This is a genomic window from Vibrio lamellibrachiae (genome assembly GCF_050337265.1).
Classification (GTDB): domain Bacteria; phylum Pseudomonadota; class Gammaproteobacteria; order Enterobacterales; family Vibrionaceae; genus Vibrio; species Vibrio kyushuensis.
Genome location: NZ_JAKJSU010000004.1, coordinates 611,884 through 637,386, shown reverse-complemented (window position 1 = coordinate 637,386; position 25,503 = coordinate 611,884). Strand labels below are relative to the sequence as shown.

General features: G+C 41.9%; 21 protein-coding genes. 9 read left to right on the top strand and 12 right to left on the bottom strand.

Annotated features, from left to right (window positions below; genetic code table 11):
• Nucleotides 1-127 precede the first annotated feature (127 nt).
• Nucleotides 128-2,608, top strand: coding sequence for a bifunctional diguanylate cyclase/phosphodiesterase (locus tag L4C54_RS03095; RefSeq protein WP_428807050.1), 2,481 nt, complete (start codon nt 128-130; stop codon nt 2,606-2,608).
• 52 nt (nt 2,609-2,660) lie between these two features.
• Here the strand turns inward: L4C54_RS03095 and cra are convergent, their stop codons facing one another.
• Nucleotides 2,661-3,641 carry a catabolite repressor/activator gene (gene cra / locus L4C54_RS03090; protein WP_428801561.1) on the bottom strand — a complete coding sequence of 327 codons (981 nt, stop codon included), beginning with the start codon at nt 3,639-3,641 and terminating at the stop codon, nt 2,661-2,663.
• A 281-nt stretch (nt 3,642-3,922) separates the two neighbouring features.
• Between cra and fruB the strand changes: the two genes are divergently transcribed.
• Genes fruB through fruA form a run of 3 tightly spaced genes read left to right on the top strand, consistent with a single transcriptional unit; the run spans nt 3,923 to nt 7,818 of the window.
• Entirely contained in the window at nt 3,923-5,089 is a 1,167-nt protein-coding gene (fruB, locus tag L4C54_RS03085; RefSeq protein ID WP_428807049.1) for a fused PTS fructose transporter subunit IIA/HPr protein, read from the top strand.
• 3 nt (nt 5,090-5,092) lie between these two features.
• Nucleotides 5,093-6,043, top strand: a complete 951-nt coding sequence (pfkB, locus tag L4C54_RS03080; protein ID WP_428807048.1) for a 1-phosphofructokinase — start codon at nt 5,093-5,095, stop codon at nt 6,041-6,043.
• Between the two features lie 38 nt (nt 6,044-6,081).
• On the top strand, nt 6,082-7,818 hold the full coding sequence (fruA, locus tag L4C54_RS03075; protein WP_428807047.1) for a PTS fructose transporter subunit IIBC: 1,737 nt from the start codon (nt 6,082-6,084) through the stop codon (nt 7,816-7,818).
• Nucleotides 7,819-7,910: 92 nt separating this feature from the next.
• Here fruA and L4C54_RS03070 read toward each other — a convergent pair whose 3' ends face one another.
• Both L4C54_RS03070 and L4C54_RS03065 read right to left on the bottom strand, forming a co-directional pair.
• The gene (locus L4C54_RS03070; protein WP_428807046.1) at nt 7,911-8,174 is read right to left on the bottom strand and encodes a DUF1496 domain-containing protein; all 264 of its coding nucleotides are present in this window, start codon (nt 8,172-8,174) and stop codon (nt 7,911-7,913) included.
• 27 nt (nt 8,175-8,201) lie between these two features.
• On the bottom strand, nt 8,202-9,101 hold the full coding sequence (locus L4C54_RS03065) for a 1-aminocyclopropane-1-carboxylate deaminase/D-cysteine desulfhydrase (RefSeq protein ID WP_428807045.1): 900 nt from the start codon (nt 9,099-9,101) through the stop codon (nt 8,202-8,204).
• A gap of 442 nt (nt 9,102-9,543) precedes the next feature.
• Here L4C54_RS03065 and psrA point away from each other — a divergent pair, with 442 nt between their 5' ends.
• The 3 genes from psrA (at nt 9,544) to fabV (ending at nt 13,959) form a co-directional block, all read left to right on the top strand.
• Nucleotides 9,544-10,170, top strand: a complete 627-nt coding sequence (gene psrA, locus L4C54_RS03060; protein ID WP_428807044.1) for a TetR family transcriptional repressor PsrA — start codon at nt 9,544-9,546, stop codon at nt 10,168-10,170.
• Nucleotides 10,171-10,260: 90 nt separating this feature from the next.
• Complete coding sequence (locus L4C54_RS03055; RefSeq protein WP_428801568.1) at nt 10,261-12,543, top strand: acyl-CoA dehydrogenase; 2,283 nt, start codon at nt 10,261-10,263, stop codon at nt 12,541-12,543.
• A 213-nt stretch (nt 12,544-12,756) separates the two neighbouring features.
• Nucleotides 12,757-13,959, top strand: a complete 1,203-nt coding sequence (gene fabV / locus L4C54_RS03050) for an enoyl-ACP reductase FabV (RefSeq protein ID WP_428807043.1) — start codon at nt 12,757-12,759, stop codon at nt 13,957-13,959.
• Nucleotides 13,960-14,059: 100 nt separating this feature from the next.
• On the opposite strand, the gene L4C54_RS03045 is transcribed toward fabV, so the two are convergent.
• Both L4C54_RS03045 and L4C54_RS03040 read right to left on the bottom strand, forming a co-directional pair.
• Complete coding sequence (locus L4C54_RS03045; RefSeq protein WP_428807042.1) at nt 14,060-15,742, bottom strand: aspartate:alanine antiporter; 1,683 nt, start codon at nt 15,740-15,742, stop codon at nt 14,060-14,062.
• 169 nt (nt 15,743-15,911) lie between these two features.
• The gene (locus L4C54_RS03040; protein WP_428807041.1) at nt 15,912-16,175 is read right to left on the bottom strand and encodes a GrxA family glutaredoxin; all 264 of its coding nucleotides are present in this window, start codon (nt 16,173-16,175) and stop codon (nt 15,912-15,914) included.
• Nucleotides 16,176-16,510: 335 nt separating this feature from the next.
• Between L4C54_RS03040 and L4C54_RS03035 the strand changes: the two genes are divergently transcribed.
• Complete coding sequence (locus tag L4C54_RS03035) at nt 16,511-17,743, top strand: iron-containing alcohol dehydrogenase (RefSeq protein WP_428807040.1); 1,233 nt, start codon at nt 16,511-16,513, stop codon at nt 17,741-17,743.
• A 56-nt stretch (nt 17,744-17,799) separates the two neighbouring features.
• Here L4C54_RS03035 and L4C54_RS03030 read toward each other — a convergent pair whose 3' ends face one another.
• The 5 genes from L4C54_RS03030 to L4C54_RS03010 form a co-directional block, all read right to left on the bottom strand.
• On the bottom strand, nt 17,800-18,657 hold the full coding sequence (locus L4C54_RS03030; protein WP_428801573.1) for a MurR/RpiR family transcriptional regulator: 858 nt from the start codon (nt 18,655-18,657) through the stop codon (nt 17,800-17,802).
• A 280-nt stretch (nt 18,658-18,937) separates the two neighbouring features.
• Complete coding sequence (panP, locus tag L4C54_RS03025) at nt 18,938-20,590, bottom strand: pyridoxal-dependent aspartate 1-decarboxylase PanP (protein WP_428807039.1); 1,653 nt, start codon at nt 20,588-20,590, stop codon at nt 18,938-18,940.
• 112 nt (nt 20,591-20,702) lie between these two features.
• Entirely contained in the window at nt 20,703-21,215 is a 513-nt protein-coding gene (locus tag L4C54_RS03020) for a hypothetical protein (RefSeq protein WP_428801575.1), read from the bottom strand.
• Between the two features lie 63 nt (nt 21,216-21,278).
• Nucleotides 21,279-22,184, bottom strand: coding sequence for a LysO family transporter (locus L4C54_RS03015; RefSeq protein ID WP_428807038.1), 906 nt, complete (start codon nt 22,182-22,184; stop codon nt 21,279-21,281).
• A 116-nt stretch (nt 22,185-22,300) separates the two neighbouring features.
• Nucleotides 22,301-23,224 (bottom strand): HDOD domain-containing protein, encoded by a 924-nt coding sequence (locus L4C54_RS03010; protein WP_428801577.1) that lies wholly within the window; start codon nt 23,222-23,224, stop codon nt 22,301-22,303.
• A 346-nt stretch (nt 23,225-23,570) separates the two neighbouring features.
• Here L4C54_RS03010 and L4C54_RS03005 point away from each other — a divergent pair, with 346 nt between their 5' ends.
• Nucleotides 23,571-24,158, top strand: a complete 588-nt coding sequence (locus tag L4C54_RS03005; protein WP_428801578.1) for a TfoX/Sxy family DNA transformation protein — start codon at nt 23,571-23,573, stop codon at nt 24,156-24,158.
• A gap of 117 nt (nt 24,159-24,275) precedes the next feature.
• On the opposite strand, the gene L4C54_RS03000 is transcribed toward L4C54_RS03005, so the two are convergent.
• Nucleotides 24,276-24,815, bottom strand: a complete 540-nt coding sequence (locus L4C54_RS03000) for a hypothetical protein (RefSeq protein ID WP_428801579.1) — start codon at nt 24,813-24,815, stop codon at nt 24,276-24,278.
• Between the two features lie 189 nt (nt 24,816-25,004).
• The gene (locus L4C54_RS02995; RefSeq protein WP_428807037.1) at nt 25,005-25,502 is read right to left on the bottom strand and encodes a response regulator; all 498 of its coding nucleotides are present in this window, start codon (nt 25,500-25,502) and stop codon (nt 25,005-25,007) included.
• Nucleotide 25,503: the final 1 nt, after the last annotated feature.

The window sequence follows — 25,503 nt, the reverse complement described above, 5'->3', positions numbered from 1 at the left end:
TTTGTGATGTAGCTAAAGTATTTCCAATTTGTTTACAGTATTAACATCAATCAATTGCTAACCTTCTAATAGAAGAGTTTTCACTGATCAAAACCTGTGATCTTACAGGTATAGGCTTGGTTATATAATGGATGTTGTTACGAACAGTAGGCTGGTAAAAGTCGTACGCTATTTTCCTTTTGCATTAGTGTGTGTATTTATCAGTATCTTAGTTGTAATGCTTGTCCATGGGAACCAAAAAGAGACTAAACGACTTGTTGGTAGCTTAGAGTCAGAATATATTGAAAATCAAAAGAATACCGTTCAACAACGAGTCGATGCCGCGGTTAAAAAGTTAGACTATGAGCGTAATCTGACGGTTGATGTGCTTAAAAATAGCATTCACACTCGAATACTGGAAGCTCATCAAATCGCAACCAATATCTACGCCAAAAACACTAATCAAGCTCCCTCTGTAGTTCAAAAAAACATTTATGATGCGCTTTCAGCTATTCGATTTAATGAGGATCGAGGCTATTTTTTTATGTTCACAATGGAAGGCATTAATGTACTTCACCCCTTACTTCCTCAAATAGAAGGCCAATCAAAAATTGGCCTTAAAGATGTAAAAGGGAAGTTCATTTTAAAAGAACATATCGATCTCATTGCTCAGGCCGAATCGGGAGAAGCTTTTTATCGCTGGTGGTTTAAAAAGCCGGGTCACGGTGATGAAGAGTTTGAGAAAATCGGCTTTGGTAAATACTTTGCGCCCTATGATTGGTTCATTGGAACTGGCGAATATGTTGCAGATGTTGAGTCTGATATTCAAAAAGGACTGCTTGAGTGGTTTTCAGGCTATCGCTTTGAAAACGACAGTTATGTCGCGGTGATTGATTCCGAAGGCCTAGTTCTTTCTCATCGAGAGACAAAGAAAATTGGTAAGACTTGGCGTTATTGGCAAACAATGAAAGTAGGAGAAGCTAATGCTAGTCGTCTGGGCTTTTTCTTTAACAGTGATGATGAGAAAGGTAATCAAGATAGGCTGTTTTACATCAATCAATATGAACGTTGGGGTTGGACATTAGTGTCTGAAGTTCCTCTAGCTCTGTTAGATCCATTGTTAGCGGTTAAGGAGAAAGAACTGCTTAGTAAAGGGAAGATTGCGTTATACCAACTACTTATTACCTGTTTTATTTTCGCACTGCTCCTTGGTGGGCTTTCACTTTGGGCTGGCAATTACGTTAATCGACGTTTTTTTGAATTTCAAAATAGAATTCAGGATAGTTTTTTAAAGCTGAAAGAGAGTCAGCAGGAGCTCCAATATCTCGCCCATCACGATTCGCTCACAGGTTTAGCGAACAGAATAAAGCTGAGTCAGGAGATAGACAATTCAATCTCTCGATGTCATAGAGAGCATACGATGCTTGCCGTTATGTTTGTCGATCTCGATGATTTTAAGAAGGTCAACGACCAGTATGGTCATAAGATTGGCGATCTTCTACTCATTGTCATTAGCGAGAAAATACAAGCGATTCTGGGTAAGAATGACATCGCGGCAAGGTTTGGTGGTGACGAGTTCATAGTGTGTTTTAGTGGGTTAACAACCAGAGAAGAAATCGAAGCAAAGTCGAGAGAAGTTCAAGCTCTATTTGACAGTGCCACTATCTTGAATGGTGTGAAGCTCAAAGTCTCTAGTAGTGTAGGGGTTGCTATCTATCCTTTAGATGGCGATAACGAAACCGATCTAATTAGTAAAGCCGACTTAGTTCTTTATCGCACTAAAGAGGTCAATAAAGGGGCTGTGCTGTTTTATAGCGAAGATATAAATGAGCAAATCCAATATCAGTTCTCTATTGAAGATGAGCTTGTTTATGCCCTTTCAAATAGTGAGATTGATGTTGTCTATCAGCCACAGTTAGACGCGAAAACGGAAGAGATCAAATCTGTTGAAGCGTTATGTCGATGGAATAACGCTAAACTCGGCAATATTCCTCCAGATCAGTTTATTCCAATTGCTGAATTGAAAGGGTTGATAGAGCCGATAGGTGAATATGTTTTTGTAAAAGCGTGCACTGATATCTTAAGATTGAATAGGGGATTAATTAAGCCGGTTGGTCTGTCGGTGAACATCTCACCAGTTCAGCTGTTAGCTTCTGACTTTGCGTTATATTTAAAGCGGTTAACTGAAAAAGTCGGCATTGAAAGTCATTTTATCACGCTAGAGATTACTGAAAATATACTCATAGAAGATGTAGAGTTAATAAAGACGATATTGGAGGAGTTAAAGCAGTTTGGTTTTGGTATCTCTTTGGATGATTTTGGAACCGGCTACTGTTCTATGAACTACTTAAGCCAATTGCCGATTACAGAGATAAAAATTGATCGTACCTTTGTTGATCTTATTGGTAAGGATGACCAAGTTGATAACGTTGTTCATTCAATACTCGCAGTTGCAGAGGTGTCTGAGCTAATTGTTGTTGCTGAAGGGGTAGAAACTGACTCCCAAAGAGAGTGGCTAACGAAAAGCGGTTGCCAACTACTCCAAGGTTACTATTACAGCAAGCCAATAGGCCTTGATGATTTAATACGAAAATACTCAAACAAGAGCCAACCAATGAATGGCACTTAATAGTATGGATTATTCGCTCCTCACTTCTGCTCACAAATGCTACGAACGATTCTCACGCACGAACCACTATTTTCCTCGCAACCAATTCCACCCCTGGGTTATAACGCTTTTGTGAGGCATTGAGTGCAAGCTCTAAGGCGCTATCACAGATCAAATCGAACTGTTGAGGCAGAGAGTTTATTTTGAACGGTAAAAAGTCGAGCAGGCGATTATCACCAAAGGTAGCGAGTTTTACCTGTTCCATTAATTCTGGTCGTTCAGAGAACATATCTAACACGCCTTCAAGTAATGTATATGACGTAGTCACTATCGCATCTGGAAGGGTATCTGACTCAACCCAGTGGGCTATCTGTGCGTAACCATCTTGTCGATTAAAGTGATCGCCATAACCGATTATGGTTTTTACACTCTTATCATTAGCTGCACTATCAAAACCCAGTTGACGCTCTTTGGAAATATTAAGCTCAGGTAGCGCGCCGATAAGCCCAATGGTTTTAGTAGTCGAATCAATAACGGACTGCGTTAATTCAAAAGCGGCGCTGTAGTCCTCGCTGACAATACACGCAAAGTGTTCATCATCTAGTGGTCTATCTATGGCGATAACAGGCGTACCTGCTTGCTGAATAGGAAGATAAAACTCGTTGGCATCAGGTAAGGCACTAGCAACAAAAAGAGCATCGATACGCCTTGAAACAAGCGCTTCAGTTACTTTCTTTTCTGTTTCAGGATCGTCGTCAGAACAACCGATTAGAATCTGATAGCCTGCTTTACGAGAATTCTGCTCTAAGATTTTAGCAATTCGAGCGTAACTGGTATTTTCTAAATCAGGAATGATTAGCCCAAAAGATCGGCTGCTACCCGCCCGTAAAGATGAGGCTGCATGATCTGGGCGATAGTTATGCTCTTGAACAACGGCCATTACTTTTTGCTGGGTTTTTTGTGAAATGCGGTACTTTTGTGCTTTGCCATTAATGACATAGCTCGCTGTGGTCTTAGATACTCCAGCGAGCTTTGCAACTTCATCTAATGTCATTTCTGATCCTTTTTGTGTCATTGATCATATAAATAAAAACCGACGATCATCATGGCTTGCATTATACGCTGAATCGATTCAGTATAAAAGCTGAAAGGATTCAGCAAGGTTCACAAATTTTTATATTTGTTTAAGTCCTTACTTAATCCTCATGGCATCGAGAGTGTGGTATGTACGATGTCGGTTTTTTTTAACTGATTGCTGAATCGATTCAGCAATCATCGAAACACAAATAAGCAGCGTGCGAATTACGAAATCGCATCACATTGAGGCAAGCAGTTATGCTCACATTGACAACAAATGACATTATTTTAAATCAGTCTTTCAGCGACAAGATTGAGGCCATTAAATCCATTGCTTCTGACTTATCGAGTAAAGGTTACGTTAAAGGTGGCTATGTAGAGGGCATGCTCGATCGTGAGTCTCAAAACTCAACCTACCTAGGCAATGGTATTGCGATTCCTCACGGAACTACTCAAACACGAGGTTTGGTTAGTCAAACTGGTGTGGTACTTCATCATTTCCCTAAAGGTATTAATTGGGGTGATGGAAATATCGTCTATGTCGCGATTGGTATTGCCGCTCAGTCAGACGAGCATCTAGGAATTTTAAAGCAGTTAACTAATGTTTTGTCTGGTGATGATGTCGAATTGCAATTAAAACAAGCAAAAACAAAGCAGCAACTCATTGCTATGTTAAATGGCGATGTCCAGCAGTCGATTCAATTCTCTCCATCATTAATTCAGCTTCAATTTCCTGCAACAGACATGATTCAAATGAGTGCTGTTGCCAGTGGTTTACTGCGAAATCAAGGCTGTGTTGACGCTGAGTTTGTTTCTGATGTTATCACTAAAGAGCCAACGCATTTAGGTGGTGGATTGTGGTTGGTAAGTGGCCATCATGCAGCTAAGAAAACGGCAATGGCTTTTGTATCAGTAGCTCAAGATATAGATGTCAATGGTAAGCCAGTTAAGGCGTTAATCGCGATTTCGGCGAGCAATCAAGTTCATCAACCAGTGTTGGACAAGTTAACTGATCTTGTGTTTAACAAGCAGCAGTCTTCTCTGTTTTCAATGTCAGAGTCTGAATTGGTGTCATTGTTCTCAGGCAATGAGAATGCGAATTCAGAATCGTTATCCGCTCATCCAACACAAGACGTTGAAAGTGACAATATACACAGTGCAGAGTTCAAAATTAAGAATGCACATGGTCTGCATGCTAGGCCGGGTGCAATGCTAGTCGCAGAAGCTAAGAAGTTTGAATCCACCATTAAAGTGGCCAACCTTGATGGCGATAGTGCGCAAGTGAATGCAAAGAGTTTGATGAAAGTAATCTCACTTGGCGTGAAACATGGTTATACGCTGAAGTTCACCGCCGATGGTCATGATGCTAAACAGGCGATTGCATCGATTGGAAAAGCGATTGAATCCGGCTTAGGTGAGGGTTAATCGATGAGCAATCAAACGAAAAAGGTCGTCACCATTACGCTTAATCCTGCACTCGATTTAACCGGGCATCTTCCTTGTATCAACAGTGGAAGCGTTAGCCTTGTTGATAAAGGATCGCTTCATGCAGCAGGCAAGGGTGTCAATGTTGCAAAGGTGCTCTCAGAACTTGGTGCGAAAGTGACTGTGACTGGTTTTCTAGGTACTGATAACCAAGAGCTTTTTTGTCAGCTTTTTGAGCAGATTGGTGCAACAGACCATTTTGTTAGAGTCGCAGGTTCAACTCGCATCAACGTTAAATTGGTAGAAGAGTCCGGCAGCGTAAGTGATATCAATTTTCCTGGTGTCGAGGTGACTGCGGAAGCGATTGTTGAATTTGAAGAGAGACTACTCGCTCTCGCTGAAGACCATGATTATTTTGTTATCGCTGGTAGCCTCCCGCCGGGTATCTCTCCAGAGCAGTGTGCAATTTGGATTGAAAAACTGCGTTCACTGAATAAAAAAGTCATTTTTGATAGCAGCCGTAGCGCCTTAGCGGTTGGTATTGAATCAGAGCCTTGGTTGATTAAGCCAAATGAAGAAGAACTTTCGCAACTAATGGAAGCCTCTTTATCAACACCAGCCGAATGTAAGCAAGCCGCCGAAGCTCTTGCGAACAAAAATATTGAAAATGTTGTTGTTTCAATGGGCGCTGATGGTGTGATGTGGCTAAACCAAGGTCAATGGCTACAAGCCAAACCGCCAAGAATGAAAGTCGTTAGTACGGTAGGGGCAGGGGATACCTTGGTCGCGGGCTTGTGCTGGGGACATATGCAAGAGATGAATCAAACCGATTTACTTCAATTCGCAACGGCACTTTCTGCATTAGCAGTCACGCAAGTTGGAGTTGGGATACCAACACTAGAACAATTAAACACTCTACAAACACAAACTCAGATAGACATTATAAGCCAGTAGCGTTAGCTACAAGGCCAACAAGGAAAAGGGTCAACATTATGAAAATTGCCATCATTACCGCTTGCCCAAGCGGTGTTGCCAACAGTGTTATTGCCGCTGGTTTACTGAAGAAAGCAGCAGAAACATTAGAACATGACGCATACATTGAATGTCATTCAAGCGTTGTCGACATTCAAGCTTTAACCACGCAACAGATCGCCGATGCTGACGTTGTGGTAATTGCAGCGAATACGCCTGTAGATACCACGCGCTTCATTGGTAAACGCGTACATCAAGCAACGATTTCTGATTGCACAACTGATGCTGTAGCATTCTTAAAATCAGCAGTGACACAAGCGGAAGTACTTGAATCGAACCAAGCTGTGACTTTGCATGTAGAAGCGGGTACGCAAGCAACGACGAAGATTGTTGCTATTACCGCTTGTCCTACTGGTGTTGCGCATACCTTTATGGCGGCTGAAGCGTTAGAAAAAGAGAGTGCTCGATTAGGCCATAGTATTAAGGTCGAGACTCGTGGTTCTGTTGGTGCGAAGAATCAACTAACCGATCAGGATATCGAGCAAGCCGATCTTGTGATCATAGCTGCGGACATTGAAGTGCCTCTTGATCGTTTCAATGGTAAAAAGCTGTACCGAACTAGTACTAGCCTAGCGCTGAAAAAAACCGAGCAGGAGATCAATAAAGCATTTGTTGATGCTACGCCATATCAACATAGCGGTAGTGCAACTCAGTCTGGTGCAAATGAAGAGAAGAAAGGTGCGTACAAACACTTAATGACTGGTGTATCTCACATGCTTCCAGTGGTTGTTGCGGGTGGTTTGATTATCGCGATTTCATTTATCTTTGGTATCGAAGCGTTCCAAGAAGAGGGCACATTAGCCGCAGCATTGATGACAATTGGTGGAGGTTCTGCCTTCGCTCTAATGATTCCAGTATTAGCCGGTTTTATTGCTTTCTCTATTGCTGACCGTCCGGGTCTTGCCCCTGGTTTAATTGGCGGCATGTTAGCAAGCTCGACAGGTGCCGGTTTCCTTGGTGGTATTGCCGCAGGTTTTATCGCAGGTTACTCAGCGAAACTGATTGCGGATAAAGTGTCACTGCCACAATCGATGGAAGCCCTTAAACCCATTTTAATCATCCCTTTTGTCGCGAGCTTGTTTACTGGCCTTGTCATGATTTACATCGTTGGTGGACCGGTCTCTGGCATCATGTCTGCGATGACCGATTTCTTGAACAACATGGGTTCAGCGAATGCAGTACTGCTAGGTGTGATTCTTGGTGCAATGATGTGTTTCGACTTAGGTGGACCAATTAACAAAGCGGCCTATACATTTGGTGTTGGTTTATTAGCATCACAGACTTATGCTCCAATGGCGGCAATCATGGCTGCGGGCATGGTTCCAGCATTAGGTATGGGTCTTGCGACTTGGCTTGCGAAAGATAAATTTGAAGCGAGTGAGCGTGAAGCGGGTAAAGCATCATTTGTGCTTGGTTTATGTTTTATCTCTGAAGGTGCGATTCCATTTGCAGCGAAAGATCCTATGCGCGTTATCCCGGCGTGTATGGCGGGTGGTGCATTAACTGGTGCTCTTTCAATGCTGTTCGGTGCGCAACTTATGGCGCCTCACGGCGGCCTATTTGTATTGCTTATTCCTGGCGCGATTTCACCAATCCTAATGTATTTAGTTGCGATAGCAGCAGGAACAGCTGTAACTGGCTTTGGTTATGCGTTCTTGAAACAAAGAGAGCAAGCAAAAGACGTTGCTACAGCATAGGCTTTTAGTGAGGCTTGTTTAGAAATGTTATCTTCATTTGGATGCAGCCCCCTATAGAAATGCATCACAGCGCTACTTTGGTAGCGCTTTTTTTATTTCGTTTGAGTCGATGTTTCTAGAGGAACCCACTTCAAAGCGCCATTAGTTTCAAAATCATTCGCTTCTTTACAAATCATATAATGCTCACCGACTTGGAGAATTGAACCCAGAGAATAGGCTTGATCTTGGTAGTAGCAGACTCGCTTACCAATGTCCGCGGCGTTAACACCAATAATAGCTTTCCCTGGGGTGGATATGATTTTAGCATTCAAAGGGTTAGCAAAGACTGCCATCAATAATATGAGTTTATATTTCATCGTAGCTTCCTACTGTTATGTTGCGCTTTAATCCCACTTACGTTGATACCTAGGTAGCATACTCTCATTGCCCAAGATTCCACCTTGATGGATATAAATCAGCGTCTTATTTTTTAAGTATTGCTTATGTTCGAGCAAACAGCGCCACATCATTGGGTCATAGAGCAAATCAAACTCCACATAGGTATGCTCTAACAATTGTTGCCAAATAAGATAATCCTCTTGGTATAGCCTACCAAAATGATGTTTGTCTTCTAAGGTTAGTATTTCAGGATGAGAGTCTGCTTCTAACTCTGAAAATTGCTCCGTGAGATAGTCAGCACCACCGACACATGGACATGTAACGACATTGATTCCGTGCGGCTTAAGGTACTTGTTCAAATACAGTGAGGTTGTACCCGTACCGGAAGGAAGCGCAACAACATAATTTCGGTCCGAATCATATTTGGTCCATAGCAAAATCTCTTCTGCCAGTTCCTTAACGCCAAACTCAGCGATTGGAGAGCGGCCACCTTCTGGAATGAAAATGCAGTCATTACTAGGCTTACGAATCGTCTCAATGAACTGTTTGGGATGAATAGACTCTTGAGATTGCTCACTCACAGCAATGACCTTAGCACCTAGATCAAGTGCACCACGATAGTTACCTGTTGGTTTTTGCTTTAACCAACTTGGTATACGATCAACATAAAACTCTAGTTGCCACCCTTTAATACAAGCCAATGCGGCAAGAGAATACAGAGAGTTTGCTTGAGCTGAACCGTAGCCAATGATGGTTGTGATGGCTGGGTCTTCTATGTTGAGCAGCTGTTTGAATTTTCGGGCTTTGTTACCACTGAACTGACTGTGGAGCTTATCGTCTCGCTTGAGAAAAAACTCTATATCTTGAAAGCGGTGTTGAGTGACGGGGGAGCTATTTAGGATCATTGCAAAGGTCAGGTGTTTTAGTTGCGGTGATTATATCAACTCTGGCATACCTTTGACCATCATATCCGTATATTGCACAGCTTCAAATTAGCGAGCGAAAAATAAAAAAAGCCCAGAACAATCAGGTTCTGGGCAGATACAAACATAGGAGTTAATATGAAAAAGCAGCTTAAACGGCAGTAGCAGTATAAAATCAAGTTTGACGGCCAGAAAAACTCTTTAAAACTCTGCTAACTACACATATTCAGACCGAGCTTTATCCAATCAGTTCCATGTTTCTACAATAAAAATATAACTATTTTTCATTCCTATAATTTTCAATAACTTAAACAAATCCTTAGTCACCTGGTCGGACCAACTTCGATAAGTGTGATGTTAATCGCTTGTTAATTGCCTGTGTCAAACGTATATTTCAAACAGGTGTTTAATACGAGTGATTGAAATGGCAGCCAAGAACGATACAAAAAATAAGATTCTCGATGTGGCTGAAGTGCTTTTTTCAGAGCAAGGATTTAACGACACTTCATTAAGAACGATTACCAGTAAAGCGGGCGTCAATCTAGCATCGGTTAATTATCATTTTGGTGATAAAAAAACGTTAGTTAGAGCCGTACTGGATCGTTATCTCGAAGCGTTTATGCCTGCGTTGAAACAGTCTTTAGAATCATTAAATACACAAGAACGCTTTGAAGTTTCAGATGTTTTTGAGTCATTACGTCAGCCATTACGTTCACTAAATAGTGTCAGGCCCGATGGAACAAGCCGATTTATGCTGTTGATTGGGCGCGGTTATACCGACGTACAAGGGCATCTGCGTTGGTTCATTACTACGCGGTATCAAGATGTTTTGTCGCTGTTTACTCAATCGATATTGAAAGCAAACCCTAAACTAACTCAGGAAACACTGTTCTGGCGTCTTCATTTTACGTTAGGAACATGTGTATTCACCTTGGCATCAAGCCAAGCGTTAGCGGAAATTGCTGAGAATGATTTCGGTAGGAAAGTAGATACCAAAGCGGTTGTTGACCTGCTTATCCCATATTTGTCAGCCGGCGTCGCAGCTGACTAACCAAGATGCCGGCCGACTGACTAAACTAAAGCTAAACGAAAAATAATAAATATAAAAACCACACCAACACGTGAACAAAAGGATCTGAATATGTGCTCTCTAAGAAGAAAATGGGTAAGTGACCCGGCTTTTAAATTTTTTAAGAAAGTTTTGCCACCACTGTCTGATACTGAAAAAGAAGCGATGGAAGCCGGAAGTGTCTGGTGGGATGGAGAGCTGTTTTCAGGTAAACCCGATTTCACTAAGCTTCATAATTACCCTGCACCGAGTTTGACAGCTGATGAGCAAGCGTTCATGGATAATGAGCTAGAGACGCTCCTATCGATGTTAGACGATTACCAAATCACTAAAAAAGATCGTGATTTGCCAAAAGATGTGTGGGATTACCTGCGCAAAGAACGTTTCTTCTCGCTTATCATTTCTAAGCAATATGGTGGACGTGAGTTTTCTGCATTAGCGAACTCCACGATTGTAACCAAAATTGCGACTCGAAGTATTAGTGCTGCCGTAACCGTAATGGTTCCCAACTCATTGGGTCCTGGCGAGTTAATCTCACACTACGGTACGCAAGATCAAAAAGATTACTGGCTACCTCGATTAGCAGATGGCACTGATATTCCTTGTTTTGCATTAACGGGCCCTGAAGCGGGTTCAGATGCAGGCGGTATTCCTGATCTAGGAACAGTTTGCTACGGTACTCATGAAGGTAAAGAAGTGCTGGGTATTCGCCTTAACTGGAACAAGCGTTACATTACTTTAGCGCCTGTCTCTACTGTGCTTGGTTTAGCATTCAAACTGAATGATCCTGACGGATTACTTGGCGATAAAAAAGAGCTAGGCATCAGCTGTGCGCTTATACCAACGTCTCATGAAGGAGTCGAGGTGGGTGAGCGTCACGATCCGATTGGTCTTGCTTTCATGAATGGTCCAACACGTGGTAACGACGTATTCATTCCTATCGAATGGTTAATTGGCGGTCAAGATTACGCGGGTAAAGGTTGGAGAATGTTGGTGGAGTGTCTATCAGCCGGTCGTGGTATTTCACTACCAGCGTTAGGTACGGCAATTGGACACTTAACCTCTCGTACAACAGGCGCTTATGCTTATGTTCGTAAGCAGTTTGGTATGTCGATTGGTAAATTTGAAGGGGTTGCAGAAGCATTAGGTCGAATCGGTGGTATGACTTACCTGCTTGAAGCAACACGAACATTGACAACTACGTCATTGGATATGAAAGAGAAGCCGGGCATTGTTACCGCGATTGCTAAATATCACATGACAGAAATTGCTCGTACGATACTTAATGATTCTATGGATATTCACTCTGGTCGCGCTATTCAAGAAGGACCAATGAACTATCTAACGTCTGCATACCTTGGTGTACCGGTAGCGATTACCGTAGAAGGTGCCAACATTCTAACGCGTAACTTAATGATCTTTGGTCAAGGTGCAACACGTTGTCACCCATACGTGCTTAAAGAGATGGAAGCGGCGGCGAATCCTGATGAAAAAGAGGGCGCAAAACAGTTTGATAAGCTACTGTTCAAACACATTGCTCACGCTACCGGAAATACATTTGGCGCGTTAGGTGCTGCATTGACGGGCTCTCGCTTTGTCAAAGCGGATATGAGTGGACCAACACAAGTTTACTATAAAGATCTCACTCGCCTAAGTCGCGCTCTTGCAGTAAGTGCCGACTTTGCCATGTTGACCCTTGGCGGAGACTTAAAGCGGAAAGAGATGATCTCAGCGCGTTTGGGTGATGGTCTTAGTTATCTATATATGGCATCAGCGGTATTGAAAAAATACGAAGATGAAGGCCGCCAGCAGCAAGATCTTGATTATGTGCATTATGCGGTTCAGCACTGTTTCCATGAAGGCGCTAAATCGCTACAAGAAACCTACCGTAACTTCCCGCAAAAAATGGTGGGTCGCTTCATTAAACTGCTTGTGTTCCCACTGGGTAACCACTTTGAGAAACCAAGCGATGAGCTAGCGGTGAAACTTGCTGAAAGCGTGATGACTCCAGGAGCTTGTCGAGACCGTCTGACTCATTTATGTTACGTCGGTGACAGTGAAGATGACAGTGTTGGCTTGATGGAAAAAGCTTTCCTAGCGATGTACGACATTAAGAGCCTAGAAAGAAAGATGAACAAAGCGGTGAAAGCTGGCACAGTTGTTCGTAAAGGGCCACTAAATGAAAGACTTGCTCAAGCTCTTGCCGCCGATGTTCTGACTCAAGAAGAGGTAGATACCATTGTTGCGGCTGATAGACTCCGCTATAAAGCGATTCAAGTCGATGACTTCAGCCACGATTTTAGTGAAGTAAGAACATCGAAAAATAATCAGCCTAAACTCAATAGCGTTGCATAATTAACGTCAAGAAATGAAAATTGTCAAAGGCCTCTCAAAAGAGGCCTTTTTTATTGGGTAAAATGTCAGAAACCGTTTGTAAGCCAATAATTTGAATCAGCGTCACTGTTGAGTGCTCCAACCACTTGTCTATTTTCGCTAAATTTGCAGAAATTAGATGCGATTTAGTCGTGAACCTTTTATTCTAGCGGTGATTTTTTAAGGAAGTTGAATATGATCATCAAACCTCGAATTCGTGGATTTATCTGTACCACAACACACCCTGTGGGCTGTGAAGCAAATGTAAAAGAACAAATTGCCTACACTAAAGCGCAAGGTCCAATTCAAAATGCACCAAAACGTGTATTGGTGGTTGGTTCTTCTAGTGGCTACGGTCTATCTTCTCGCGTTGCTGCTGCATTTGGTGGCGGTGCGTCTACAATCGGTGTTTTCTTTGAAAAAGAAGGTACTGAAAGAAAAACAGGTACAGCCGGTTTTTACAACGCTGCGGCGTTTGACAAGCTAGCTCGTGAAGAAGGCTTGTACTCAAAAAGCCTGAATGGCGATGCATTCTCTAATGAAGCTAAACAGAAAACGGTTGACCTGATCAAAGAAGATCTTGGCCAAATCGATATGGTTGTTTACTCGTTAGCATCACCAGTACGTAAATTGCCTGAGACAGGCGAGCTAATTCGTTCAGCACTGAAACCGATTGGCGAAACGTACACAGCGACTGCTGTAGATACCAACAAAGACCTAATCATTGAAGCTTCAGTTGAACCAGCAACAGAAGAAGAGATCAAAGACACAGTTACCGTCATGGGCGGAGAAGACTGGGAACTTTGGATGAGTGCTCTTTCTGAAGCAGGCGTTCTAGCTGATGGCTGTAAAACGGTTGCTTACAGCTACATTGGTACAGAGCTAACTTGGCCTATCTACTGGGAAGGCGCACTAGGTAAAGCAAAAATGGACCTAGATCGTGCAGCTGCTGAGCTAAACGAGAAGCTGTCTGTTACTGGCGGTAGTGCAAACGTTGCTGTTCTTAAGTCTGTTGTGACTCAAGCAAGTTCTGCAATCCCAGTTATGCCTCTTTACATCGCAATGGTCTTCAAGAAAATGCGTCAAGAAGGCGTACATGAAGGTTGTATGGAGCAAATCTATCGTATGTTTAGCCAACGTCTTTATAAAGAAGATGGTAGCGCAGCAGAAGTCGATGATAAGAACCGTCTACGCCTAGATGATTGGGAACTTCGTGAAGATATTCAAAAGCACTGTCGTGAATTATGGCCTCAAGTAACTTCTGAGAACCTAAAAGAACTAACAGACTACGTTGAATATAAAGAAGAGTTCTTGAAGCTGTTCGGCTTTGGTGTTGAAGGCGTTGACTACGACGCTGACGTTAACCCTGCGGTTGAATCAGACATTATTGCTATCTAAGTTTACCCTTATTTAGGATGACTCAGATACTAAGAAGGCGCTCATTGAGCGCCTTTTTTATGTTTGCTGAATAGCTATTTTTAATTCCAGACAAACAACGTTAGCTAAGAATAATCAAAATAGTCCCGGCAAGGGTCATCAGAATATTCGCTATGGCGTAGGTTCCGGCATACCCTAGCGCTGGAATGGTTGATTTCGCGTAGTCGTTAACGATATCCATCGCAGGGGCACAAGTTCGTGCGCCGATAATTGCACCAAATAGCAAAGCGCGATTCATCTTAAGAATGTACGCCCCTACGAGATAGGCAATAACAACAGGGACAACACTGACAATAAAGGCCAAGCCTATGATCTGTGGACCAACTTGCGTTAGGTGCTCGAAAATCTTTCCACCTGCACTTAAACCGATACCCACCATAAAGATCATCAGACCAAGATCTTTGACCATGTTAAGCGCACCTTGAGGAACATAACCAAAAGTAGGGTGGTTCGCTCTTAAAAAGCCTAACGTGATACCCGATAGCAATAGTCCGACTGCGTTACCAAGCCCAAATGAGACTTGACCAAATGTCATGGTAATTAAACCAAACATTAAACCTAGAATGAAGAAGCTACAGAAGGCGAGAAGGTCGGCGATTTGACTGTGAATTGAGATAAAGCCAATCTTTTCAGCAAGGCCGAGTACTCGGCTTTTTTCGCCACTCACTTGCAGAACATCACCTTTAGCGAGCACGATGTCTAAATCCATCGGCATTTCAATTTGAGCCCGTACTACGCGGTTTAGGAAACAGCCAAATTCCGATAAGTTAAGCTCAGAGAGTCTTTTACCAACCATACTATCGCTTTTTACAACGATCTCTTCTTGAACGATACGTAAATCAAGTAAGTCACGGTCGAATACTTCTTTACCATTTCTAAAGCTAGGGTCGAGGCGAGCATGGCTATCAGGGAAACCAACCAGTGCAATTTCATCACCGACTTGCAAAATAGCGTCCCCATCGGGGTGGGCTAGAATACCGTTACGACGAATTCGTTCGATATAACAGCCTGTCTGACGGTAAATACCCAATTCACGCAGGTTCTTACCACCAGTCCAATCGATAAGCTCAGGACCAACTCGATAAGCTCGAATGATCGGCAAATAGACCTTACGTTGTCCTGATGTTCCTAGGCCACGCTCTTTGGCAATTTGCTGTGCTGAGTCTGACAGGTTTTGTTTTTGTAACTTTGGCAATAACTTAGCGAAAGAGATCATACTGATAAGACCAACTAGATACGCCATAGCGTAGCCGACAGAGAGATTCTCCATCACGAGTGTTAGGTCCATATTTCGTGGAATTGTTGCAAGGCCGGTATTAATCGCATCCTGCGCCCCCACCAGAACAGGTGTCGCAGTTAAAGCGCCTGCCATCATTCCGGCAGACAGACCATAATCTAGTCCGAAGTAATGAGATGCAAAGTAAGTAATAGAGAGTGCAGAAGAAAGTACCACTAAGCTTAATATGAAGTAGTGTTTTCCATCTCGGAAGAAAATACCGAAAAAGTTAGGCCCCGCTTCAATACCTACACAATAGATAAACAGCATAAAGCCGATGGTTAATGCTTCGGGATTAAATGAGAAACCCATGTGGCCCATTATTAATGAGGTGATGAGTACACCAATGGAGCTTCCAAGCTGAAAACTGCCAAATCGAATTTTTCCGAAGGCTAAACCTGTTGCCAATGCAACGAAGATTAAAAGGATTGGGTTTTGCTCAAGCAATTGTATAACGTCTATATTCACGAGTGGCTCTTGTTGCCAGAAAGGAAAAGGATCAAGTGAGCGAATTGTAGCGGATTAAACTAAAAAAATAAGTGAGTTTTTTTATAATTTGCAATTACTTCACATAAGGCAAATAAAACAAAACCTGTCACATGGACAGGTTAAGTTTTTGACAAATTGAACCGTTTAATTAAGCGAATAAACCTAGGTTCTCTTTAGCGTAAGCTTCGAACTCATCGCAGCCACCAATATGGTCTTGGTCTACAAAGATTTGTGGAACCGTTTCAACTGGCTTTCCTACTGTTTTTTCTAAATCTGCTTTGCTGATACCTTCAGCATGAATATCAACATAGCGATAATTAAAATCGTCACGCTGTGCTTTCAATGTTTCTGCGTGTTCTTTAGCACGAACACAAAATGGGCATGCTGGGCGACCAAAAATAACTACGAACATAATCAAATACTCCAAATTAAAATTTTTCTATGTAAAGGAGGAATATAAATGTATGTCCTAGGACATAAGCCTCTCCCTTAATCTGATGAAGCAACTATGCCCCAATCTTTTACGGAAATAAAGAAGCAATTACCTCTTAGTCTGATAGGTATTTCCTATCAGAATTTAAAAGAGACAATTTTGGTGGCTCTTACTGTTTAAAACAGCGTGATATGCCGCAAAAAACACCCACTTTATACAAGGCCATTTGAAGCAAGTTGCACTGGGTCAAACAATTATCTAAACGATAAGGGCAAGCTAAAACAAGACAAATTTAAACTACAGAGGGATGCAGTATGTTTCAGTTCATGACATCGACTCGAATTATATTCGGAGAAGGAGCTTTACAATCATCACTATCAATTCTTAATCAATATGGCTACAGCGTGCTATTGGTTACGGGCAAAGAGCAGTCTCGATCTGCTCCAATTATTTCATATCTTAAAACGCAAAAAATGCGCTATCAACATGTCAGTATCTCAGGCGAACCCAACATTACCATGATCGAAGAAACAGCGATTGTAGGTCGAAAGTTTAAACCTGATATGGTAGTGAGCTTAGGTGGAGGCAGTGTTATAGATATGGGTAAGGCGCTTGCTGCCATTATTCCTAACCAAGGCGATGTGTATGACTATGTTGAAGTAGTTGGAAGAGACGTCCCATTGAAAACCAAACCCATTCCTTTTATTGCGATACCAACAACAGCGAGCACAGGTTCTGAGGTGACACGTAATGCGGTGTTACGTTCTGGCCAAGATCAAGTAAAAGTGAGCCTGCGCAGTCCCGAAATGCTTGCAGATGTTGCGATTGTTGACCCAACTTTAACGTATGGTACGGATGCTTACACTTCGGGTAGAGGCGCTATGGATGTGTTCACCCACCTAATGGAAGCGTATGTGTGTGGAGAACCTAATCCGCTAACCGATATGATATGCGAAGAGGGGCTACGTAAACTATCCAGTTCAGTGATTGCAGCGTGTCGCCATGATGATTATTCGGCTAGATCCGACCTTTCGTTTGCAGCAACGCTTGGTGGAATGGCCACGAACAATGCAAAATTAGGTGCTGCTCATGGGCTAGCTTCGGCACTTGGGGGGAAGCTTAATGCGCCTCACAGCGTGATTGCAGGGCAATTAGCCCCTCACGTGATGAAAGAGAATATTACTGTTGCCAAAGAATCTGGCCGGACTGATGTTCTTGAGCGCTACATGCGATTGGCGCAAATAGTGACGGGTAGAACTAACGTGCATGTTGAAGACGGCGTGTTATGGGTTCAAATGATGCTCAACAAACTAGAACTACCGGAATTGAGTGAGTTTGGTGTTTGTGCAACATCATTTGATAAGGTTGCTGAAGATGCGCTTATGTCTGTGGCTATTAAGGGGAATCCTTTGCCATTAACCAAGGTCCGTTTGATTCATATATTAAATCAAGTGTGTAGCTGTACAGGGAGTTGTAGCGAAGAGCGAAATGAGAGGCTGAGTAGCGTCGAAATATTGTCTGACTCTATTGAAGAAAACCTCATATAACCACGAGGCTAACTATTTGACCAGAAACAAAAAACGGAGCGCAATGCTCCGTTTTCTTATTGGTATTGACTCATCTTATCGAATCTAGAGTCTTTCAGTGCGTCTTTCACGCGTCTTAAGTTTTCTCTAAAACCGGTGCCACGGCGCAATGTAAAGCCCGTTGCGAGTACGTCAATAACCGTCATCTGTACAACACGGCTTGCCATTGGCATGTATACATCAGTATCTTCTGGGACATCGAGTGTAATCGACAGAGAGCTCGCTTTATCCAGTGGAGAATCTTTAGCCGTGATTGAAATAACTGTTGCGCCATTTTCACGGGCCAAATGAGCGATCTCGACCTGACTTTTAGTACGTCCAGTATGTGAGATAAGAACAATGACATCGTTATCTGAGCTATTGATACAACTCATTCGCTGCATAACAACATCTTCAAAACAAGTGATCGGAATGTTAAAGCGAATGAACTTATTTTGAGCATCTTTAGCCACTGCAGATGAAGCGCCTAAGCCGAAAAACGATATACGTTTCGCCTGCGTCAATAGATCAACGGCACGGTTAACCTGCATTGAATCAAGGCTGTTTTTCGCAACATCAAGACAAGCCATCGTCGACTCAAAAATTTTGTGCGTATAAGCGTCAGGGCCGTCATCTTCTTCGACATTTCGATTCACATAAGGTGTTCCATTAGCAAGGCTTTGAGCTAAGTGAAGCTTAAAGTCTGGAAAACCTTTCGTGTCTAATCGACGACAAAAGCGGTTAACGGTTGGTTCACTAACGTCCGCCATTTTTGCAAGCGTAGCAATACTAGAGTGAATCGCAGTTTGTGGGGAAGCCATAATAACTTCGGCCACTTTGCGCTCAGATTTGCTGAAATTTTCTAGATTTTTTTGTATTTTTTCTAATGTGTTCATAGTGTTCACGAGGGCTAGAGAACATCCAGCTGATCATATTCCCGTCTAAGGGTGTAATCTTACGATCACAATCAAAAATAATAGTTCAGCGCCATAAATTTAGTATAAACCTAAGCAAAAGGTTTACTTGCTTACAATTGGTGAGAATATGACAAACCTCAAACTAAATTTCAATTTTTGAATAAAATTTAAAGTAAATTTGAGTCTTTGGGCTAAATAACCGTCAATTCTGACAAAATAGCGACAATAAATAGAAATAAATTTTCATTTTGGAAACAAGCTAAGATTTAGTTTGACATATTTTCTCTGTCAATAAATTGATTTGATTCATCAATTTAGGTGCTTGCTTCGCTATTTCTCTTTGCTCGCAAAGAATGGCCTCTAGGATGTCATAAGTTGTTAGTGGGTTAGCGAGTACGACACGGAATACAATTGTATTGAGGTCGTGCATCTCTTTGGGATTTAGACGAGTACGTGACACAAAAGATTTACCCGTTTCGCGTTGCCGTTTTTGGATGAACTTTGTGAGCTCATTGAGCAACTCGTTTAGCTTCAGCGCTTGTTCTTTAGATGCAGCTCTAAATGCAGCATCTACCTTTGATGGCATATAGCGATAGGTCAGAAGACACAACTCCGGCTTAGACACGAGTTGGAAGTCGTCTTGCTCATCGATGAGGTTTGCAAAGTACTTTGCTTTTTCAATACTTTGATCAATGAGAAGCTCATAACCTGGGCGGCTAATAATGTGCATGCTCGCATACACCAACATAGCCATTCCTGAACGGGAGCCTTCAAGAGTATGCGTGCCTAAATCTTTGGATCCTTTACGTAGAATATATTGAGCGTGATGCTCAATTGAGCTCATTGCATCAGGTTTTTTGAATAACACCATACCAGCGCCCATAGGGATATAAAGCTGCTTGTGGGCATCAATAGTCACTGAGTCAGCCAATTCGATACCATCAAGTTTCGGGCGATGATTATTCGACATGAGAGTCGCGCCGCCCCAAGCTGCATCGACGTGGAAATGGCATTTCTCTTCAATACAAATCTCAGCGATGGCTTTTAGAGGGTCAATACTGCCTGTTTCTGTTGTACCTGCGACACCAATGACTGCAAATACTTTAATATTCTGCTGTTTAAGCTGAGCGAATTTCGCTTTTAAATCAGCGGGGCATAGGCGATTGTTTTCATCACTTTTAATGGAAATTAGACTCTCTTGTCCGATCCCCAGTGTATCTGCCGCTTTTTTAAGTGAGTAATGACCACGGTCTGAAACCAATATCGCTAGCCCTTCGTAGCCATAGTGCTTCATGGCTTTAAACAGCCCTTCTTTTTCAACGCCTTTAAATTCACCTTGTGCTTTTAGTGCATTGTTACGGGCAACCCAAAGTGCAGTGATATTCGCGATCGTTCCGCCAGAGCAGAATGCGCCAAGCGAGTGGCCAGCACTGTGCATCCAGCGAGAATAGAAGGCTTCATCTTGGCTATAAATAAGGCGGTGAAGCATGCCTAAAACTTGACGTTCTAGTGGCGTGAAAGCTTTAGATGTTTCAATTTTGACTAGATTTTGATTAAGCGCAATCATGATTTTTGACAGCGGCATCAAAAAGTAGGGTAGTGCAGAAGTCATGTGCCCAATGAAGCTAGGTGCGGACGTATGGACAGACTGCGCAACTAAAGTGTCGAGCAAGTGCTGAGTATGATCCGAGACGAATTCTGGTTGTTCCGGAATCACGGGGTTAGAGAAGTCTTTTTCAATATCTCTAAGAGGTTTCTCTTCGGCAACGATATGTTTACGCAAAAATTGATTCAGGTTTCTTGAGAGACCATCCTCGATTTTAGTTAACGTTGAATCTGGCCCTTCTGGTACCGTAAATATGCGAAGTAAACTATCGAAGTTTACATCAACTGTTTTTTGTTCTGATCCCATACCGCTACGTTATTTTTCTAATTTCCATTGCGAACGGCACAATTTAAACGAAAACGGAACTAATGTCCCGTCTTAATTTAGTGTGCATATTTTTCAATTAACACGAGCTGAATTACTCGCAATCCATCTCTTCTAGAGTACTTATGGATTGATTGTATTTTTGCAAAACGCTATCGATTTGTTTTGGGTGACTGAGTAAATCAGCAAAGGCCGAGCGAAGCTCGTAGTTCTTTTCATGAGGTGTGCTTTGACGATCACTAAAGGTGAGCTTTGCTGCTTTCCCTAATTCATCATCACGCTCTGAAAGCTCTTTTACATCGTGTTGTTCTAGTTGTAACCAAGCTTCAACGGACTGTCCTGACGCGATTTTTGAAGTGTCATTTTCTAGATAGTAATGAACAGCCGCTCGGTTTAATTCAAAATGATTTTTACGACCATCTAAGAACCATTGGCTTACTTCTTTTAGTTCTGGATAACGTTCTGACGTTAGGTCAGTAAGATCTTGGTACCAAGTTAGTGATGCATCAATATAAGCGTCGTACTTGTCTGTAAGACACTGAGAGCTAGCAGCAAAGACTGAGCCCGAAGATAATGTTAGTAATGCAGCAATCACAATGCGTTTCATGATAAGTCCTTTAATCGCACTTTTTCGTGCTTATAGTTTTGGCTGTTAATCTTCAGTTTACTGCTACGCAGCTAAAGAAACGAAGAACAGCATAAGTATTGGAACAAGTAGGCTGAGAATAAAGCCACTAACTATGGCAATCGGCACACACCTTACACCACCTGTTGACTGAATAACAGGTAAGGTAAAGTCCATAGCGGTTGCACCAGCATAGCCGATGGAGGTACAGGGTTTTGAACGAATTAACAGTGGAATCATAATCAGAGCTACAAGTTCTCTTAGTAGCTCTAGCATGAAAGAGGCACCACCATAGACAGGACCAAAGGCATCACCCATCAAAATACCAGATAACGAGTACCAACCGAATCCTGATGCCATAGCAAGCGCTTTAAAGAGATCAATATCCAGTATGTAGGAAGCGATCACTCCACCTATTAATGAAGTAATAATAATAACCAAGGCGATGATCATTCCCTGCTTATTGATAAGAATTTGTCGTAATGTCAATCCACTATTTCTTAGTTGGATACCGATGAAAAACAGCAAAAGGAATAAAATCCATTCACTGGCAGTATCTACCCAGTGAAGGCTCATTAATCCCAATAGGCCGACAATGAGCCCGCCACCGACCACTAAAATGAGTTTTGCTGACTCTAGTGCCATGCTAGCCAAAGGTAATTTGGACGTTTTATTATTGGTATGAATTGGAAATAATCGGTCTACAAATGGTAATACTGCCAGATTACATAAGCTGATACAGATAAAGAAGGTTGCAGTGAACTTTATAATTAATTGCAGGTTTTGCCCTAAGTTATCTAGTGCTGCGAGGCTTAGCCCCATTAAAAACAAAATGACGTAAATAAGATATGACGTCATTTTATTAATAACACTGAGAGTATTAGTTTTCGATATGGAAATTAAATACCCCACAAAAAGTGGGGCAAATATAAAGATCATCCCTGAGAACATTAAAAATCCTATTGTTGTTCTTAGTACTTTTTAAGTGAGCTATTTCTGCGTAAGAGTCTATTTTACGCAGAAATTGTGTTACATGAAAATGGTATTAGTTCATAAATAGTTGGATGTTATAAGCCACTTGCATTGATTACTTCACTTATTTGTATATTAAAGTCGAATTCACTCAAATTCGTTAATTTATACAAAACATCTGCACCAGTGGTGTCGAATTCAACGAAATGGTCTTCAATAGCTTCATCTTGGCGTCTAAACAATAGGATATGATTAGCGATTCTAGCAATATCTAGATAACTCAAAGGTATCTCAACGTCTTGGGTATGCTTTTCGTTAGTTGCAACGCTGATAAAATCAAGGTCAAACCCCCAACTAGTTAGCACCAGTCGACTAGACGCGGAGCACTGTGAGTCAAAAATCTGCAGCGCAATCTGAAGGTCAAGGTAGTTCCCATTTTCTAAATACTGATGGTATTCGTTGACCATGCAAAATAGGCCGATATCGGCAATCAATCCCGATAAAAGCGCTTTTTCGATTTCCAGATACTTATACGTTTTCGGTTGTTCCTCTTTAAAGGCTTTAGCCACCATTACCATAGTAGCGGCAAGCTCTCTAGAGGTTGCTGCGCTTTTTATAAGAACGCGATTGCACTCTTTGCTCAGACTTACAGTATGTTTCAACTGTTCAATAGCTTGTGCAGTCACAATATCACGCACGCGCAGGATACCTAAACGGGAGACTGCAGTGAAAAGATCAGTGCATGTAATATTGCGTCTGTTAAAAATAACAGAGTTTGCTACTCGGATAACAATAGCAGCAAGTCCAGGGTCTTCAAGAAGGCAGTCAGCAATGTCGATAATTTCTGTCGTTTCTTTCGTGCAAAGAGATTGAATGCGTAAAACGACTTCTGAAATAGGTGGCAAGGTTATTTTGCCGGTACTCACCGAATGAGCAATAAGTTCGGAAAATTCGCTCTCAATACTTTGAAGGAGCGCCTCCTTATTGTCAGGGAGCCAATAGAAAGATAAATGATTCATAGCCGGTCACCAAAGGAATACTGCTTACAGTGTAACTAATAGCTCTGTAGATTAGCAACAACTTACATACTTAGAGTGTCCGTATATCAGTATTGATATAATTGTTATAGTTTTCCGTAGCAATAACAAAGTCTATTTGTGATTCTGGTCTCATAAATATTGTTTTCTTGATTAATTGATGTGAAGTTTGAACAGACTTATTTTTCGTCGTTAACTATCATTTGTTTACTAACTGAGACGAACTCAATATCAACTATAATACACGTCTCGGAGTTTTATATTTTTCGCTAAAACAGCTGCTATCTGGTGATCACAAATAATCGGGGTAACATGATTAGAAGGATCAATGGATATGACAGAACAACTATTTATGGACTATGTGGGTGCCTTTGGAACTTTTCAGAAGCGTTCAATGTTTGGTGGTATAGGCTTATTTAAAAAAGAGGCAATGTTTGCTCTACTCAGCGGTGAGAAGATCTTTATCCGCGGTGGAGAACAATTGGATTCAAGATTAAATGAATTGGGTTGTGAAAAATATCGTCACGTGAAAAAACAAACCACAGCAACAGTTAATTATTACGATATAACTCATATATTTAGGCAGCAAGATACCGCTCTATACGAGATCGTAAGAGACTCTATTAAGCTATCTGTGGATCAGCGCCAATTTCAAAAGTCTTCCGCGAGTAAACGCTTGCGCGACCTACCCAATATGCAGTTAACTCTTGAGCGTATGGTCAAAAAAGCGGGCATAGACGATGTCGATACTTTTATGCAGTTGGGCGCACCAGCCGTTTACTCAAAGGTTCGCAATGCTTACGGAACGGATGTGGACGTTAAATTATTATGGAAGTTTGCAGGTGCAGTCGAAGGCATTCACTGGAAACTGATACAAGAACCACGTAAACGCCAGTTATTGGCTAGTTGTCACTAGTTAATTCGCATCAGACTCAAAGAAAAGCCGCTCAATATGTGAGCGGCTTTCTTGTATGTACTGTGCCCCTTCAGAATGTTTAATTAACATCTAGGGGGGCGGTAGACAAAGCTTTGATTAGAACTTAAATCTTGCTGTCATCATCGCTTGTTCACCGTACGTATCATTGATACGTAGTTCTGCACCAACAGAGAATAGTTCTGTAGAGTGGAAACGAATGTGCGCAGAGCCGATCCAATCTTCTTTTTTATCAATTGAAACGTAACCACCTTTAGCGCCGACTTCCAACTGTGGACCAAGCCATTGACGAATACCTAGATTAACTTCGATGCCGGTTTCAGTGCTTCCTAGATCTTGAATACGAAAAAGCATTTCACCAGTGAAATCAGCCCAATTATTAACTGGTGCGTGAAAGCCAAAACCAGTTGCAGCGTCGTAGTCACCTTCAAACTCTGAATCGATGCGTCCGATAAAGTGTGCGTTAGGGTGGATAGTCTTGCTGATAGCACCACCAAATGTCACTGGGCTTGCACCAATACGGGCCTCAAAGTAGTCGTAACTGAAGTTACTCATAACTGATGGGCTATTTGGATCAGTCTCTGCAAATGCCTGACCCGACGCGAGCAATAAAGCTGTAGCAATGATTGTTTTACGCATAATAACGATGAACCTATTCCTAGTTATTTCCGTTGTCCTAAGCAGTGGAACCGCTATGACTCTGATTTATCACGACATGATAATGCATCCGTGCTCGTTGGCACCAATAAAAATGTCATTCTTTTGTCGTATTTGCAAAAAATACGCAATTTTAGTGCCTAAATATGTCTAGGGTAAGATAAAACAGCATTAGTCTCCAAAGTTGATTCTGTTTTTTGCGATCGCGTTGAAGATTTTTTCTGTGTCTAACACTGTTGCCCAGGGCATAAGATCTTTTTCATTCTCGATCATGAATTGTGTTAATTGTTCGACTATTGCGGCTCTTAGTTCATCACCTTTCCAAGGTTTCGCAATAAAATAGTCAAGACTTGCATGATTTACCGCTTCAACGGTGTCATTGAGACCTGCTTGTCCGGTCAGTAGTAACTTTTTACTTGTACTAGTCTCTTTATCTTGGCTTAACTCGATAAGGAAGCTGATACCCGTTTGTTCGGGCATAATATGGTCACATAAGATGAGAGCCAGCTTAATATGATCATTGGCACTGTCTGAGATAATACCTTTAGCTTCAGCAACCGATTCAGCCGCTTCCACAATGAAATGCTCTTCAAAGCAGTCTAGATCTTGAATAACACCATCGAGAACGTCACGCTCATCATCAACACATAAGATAAGATATTTGTTCATA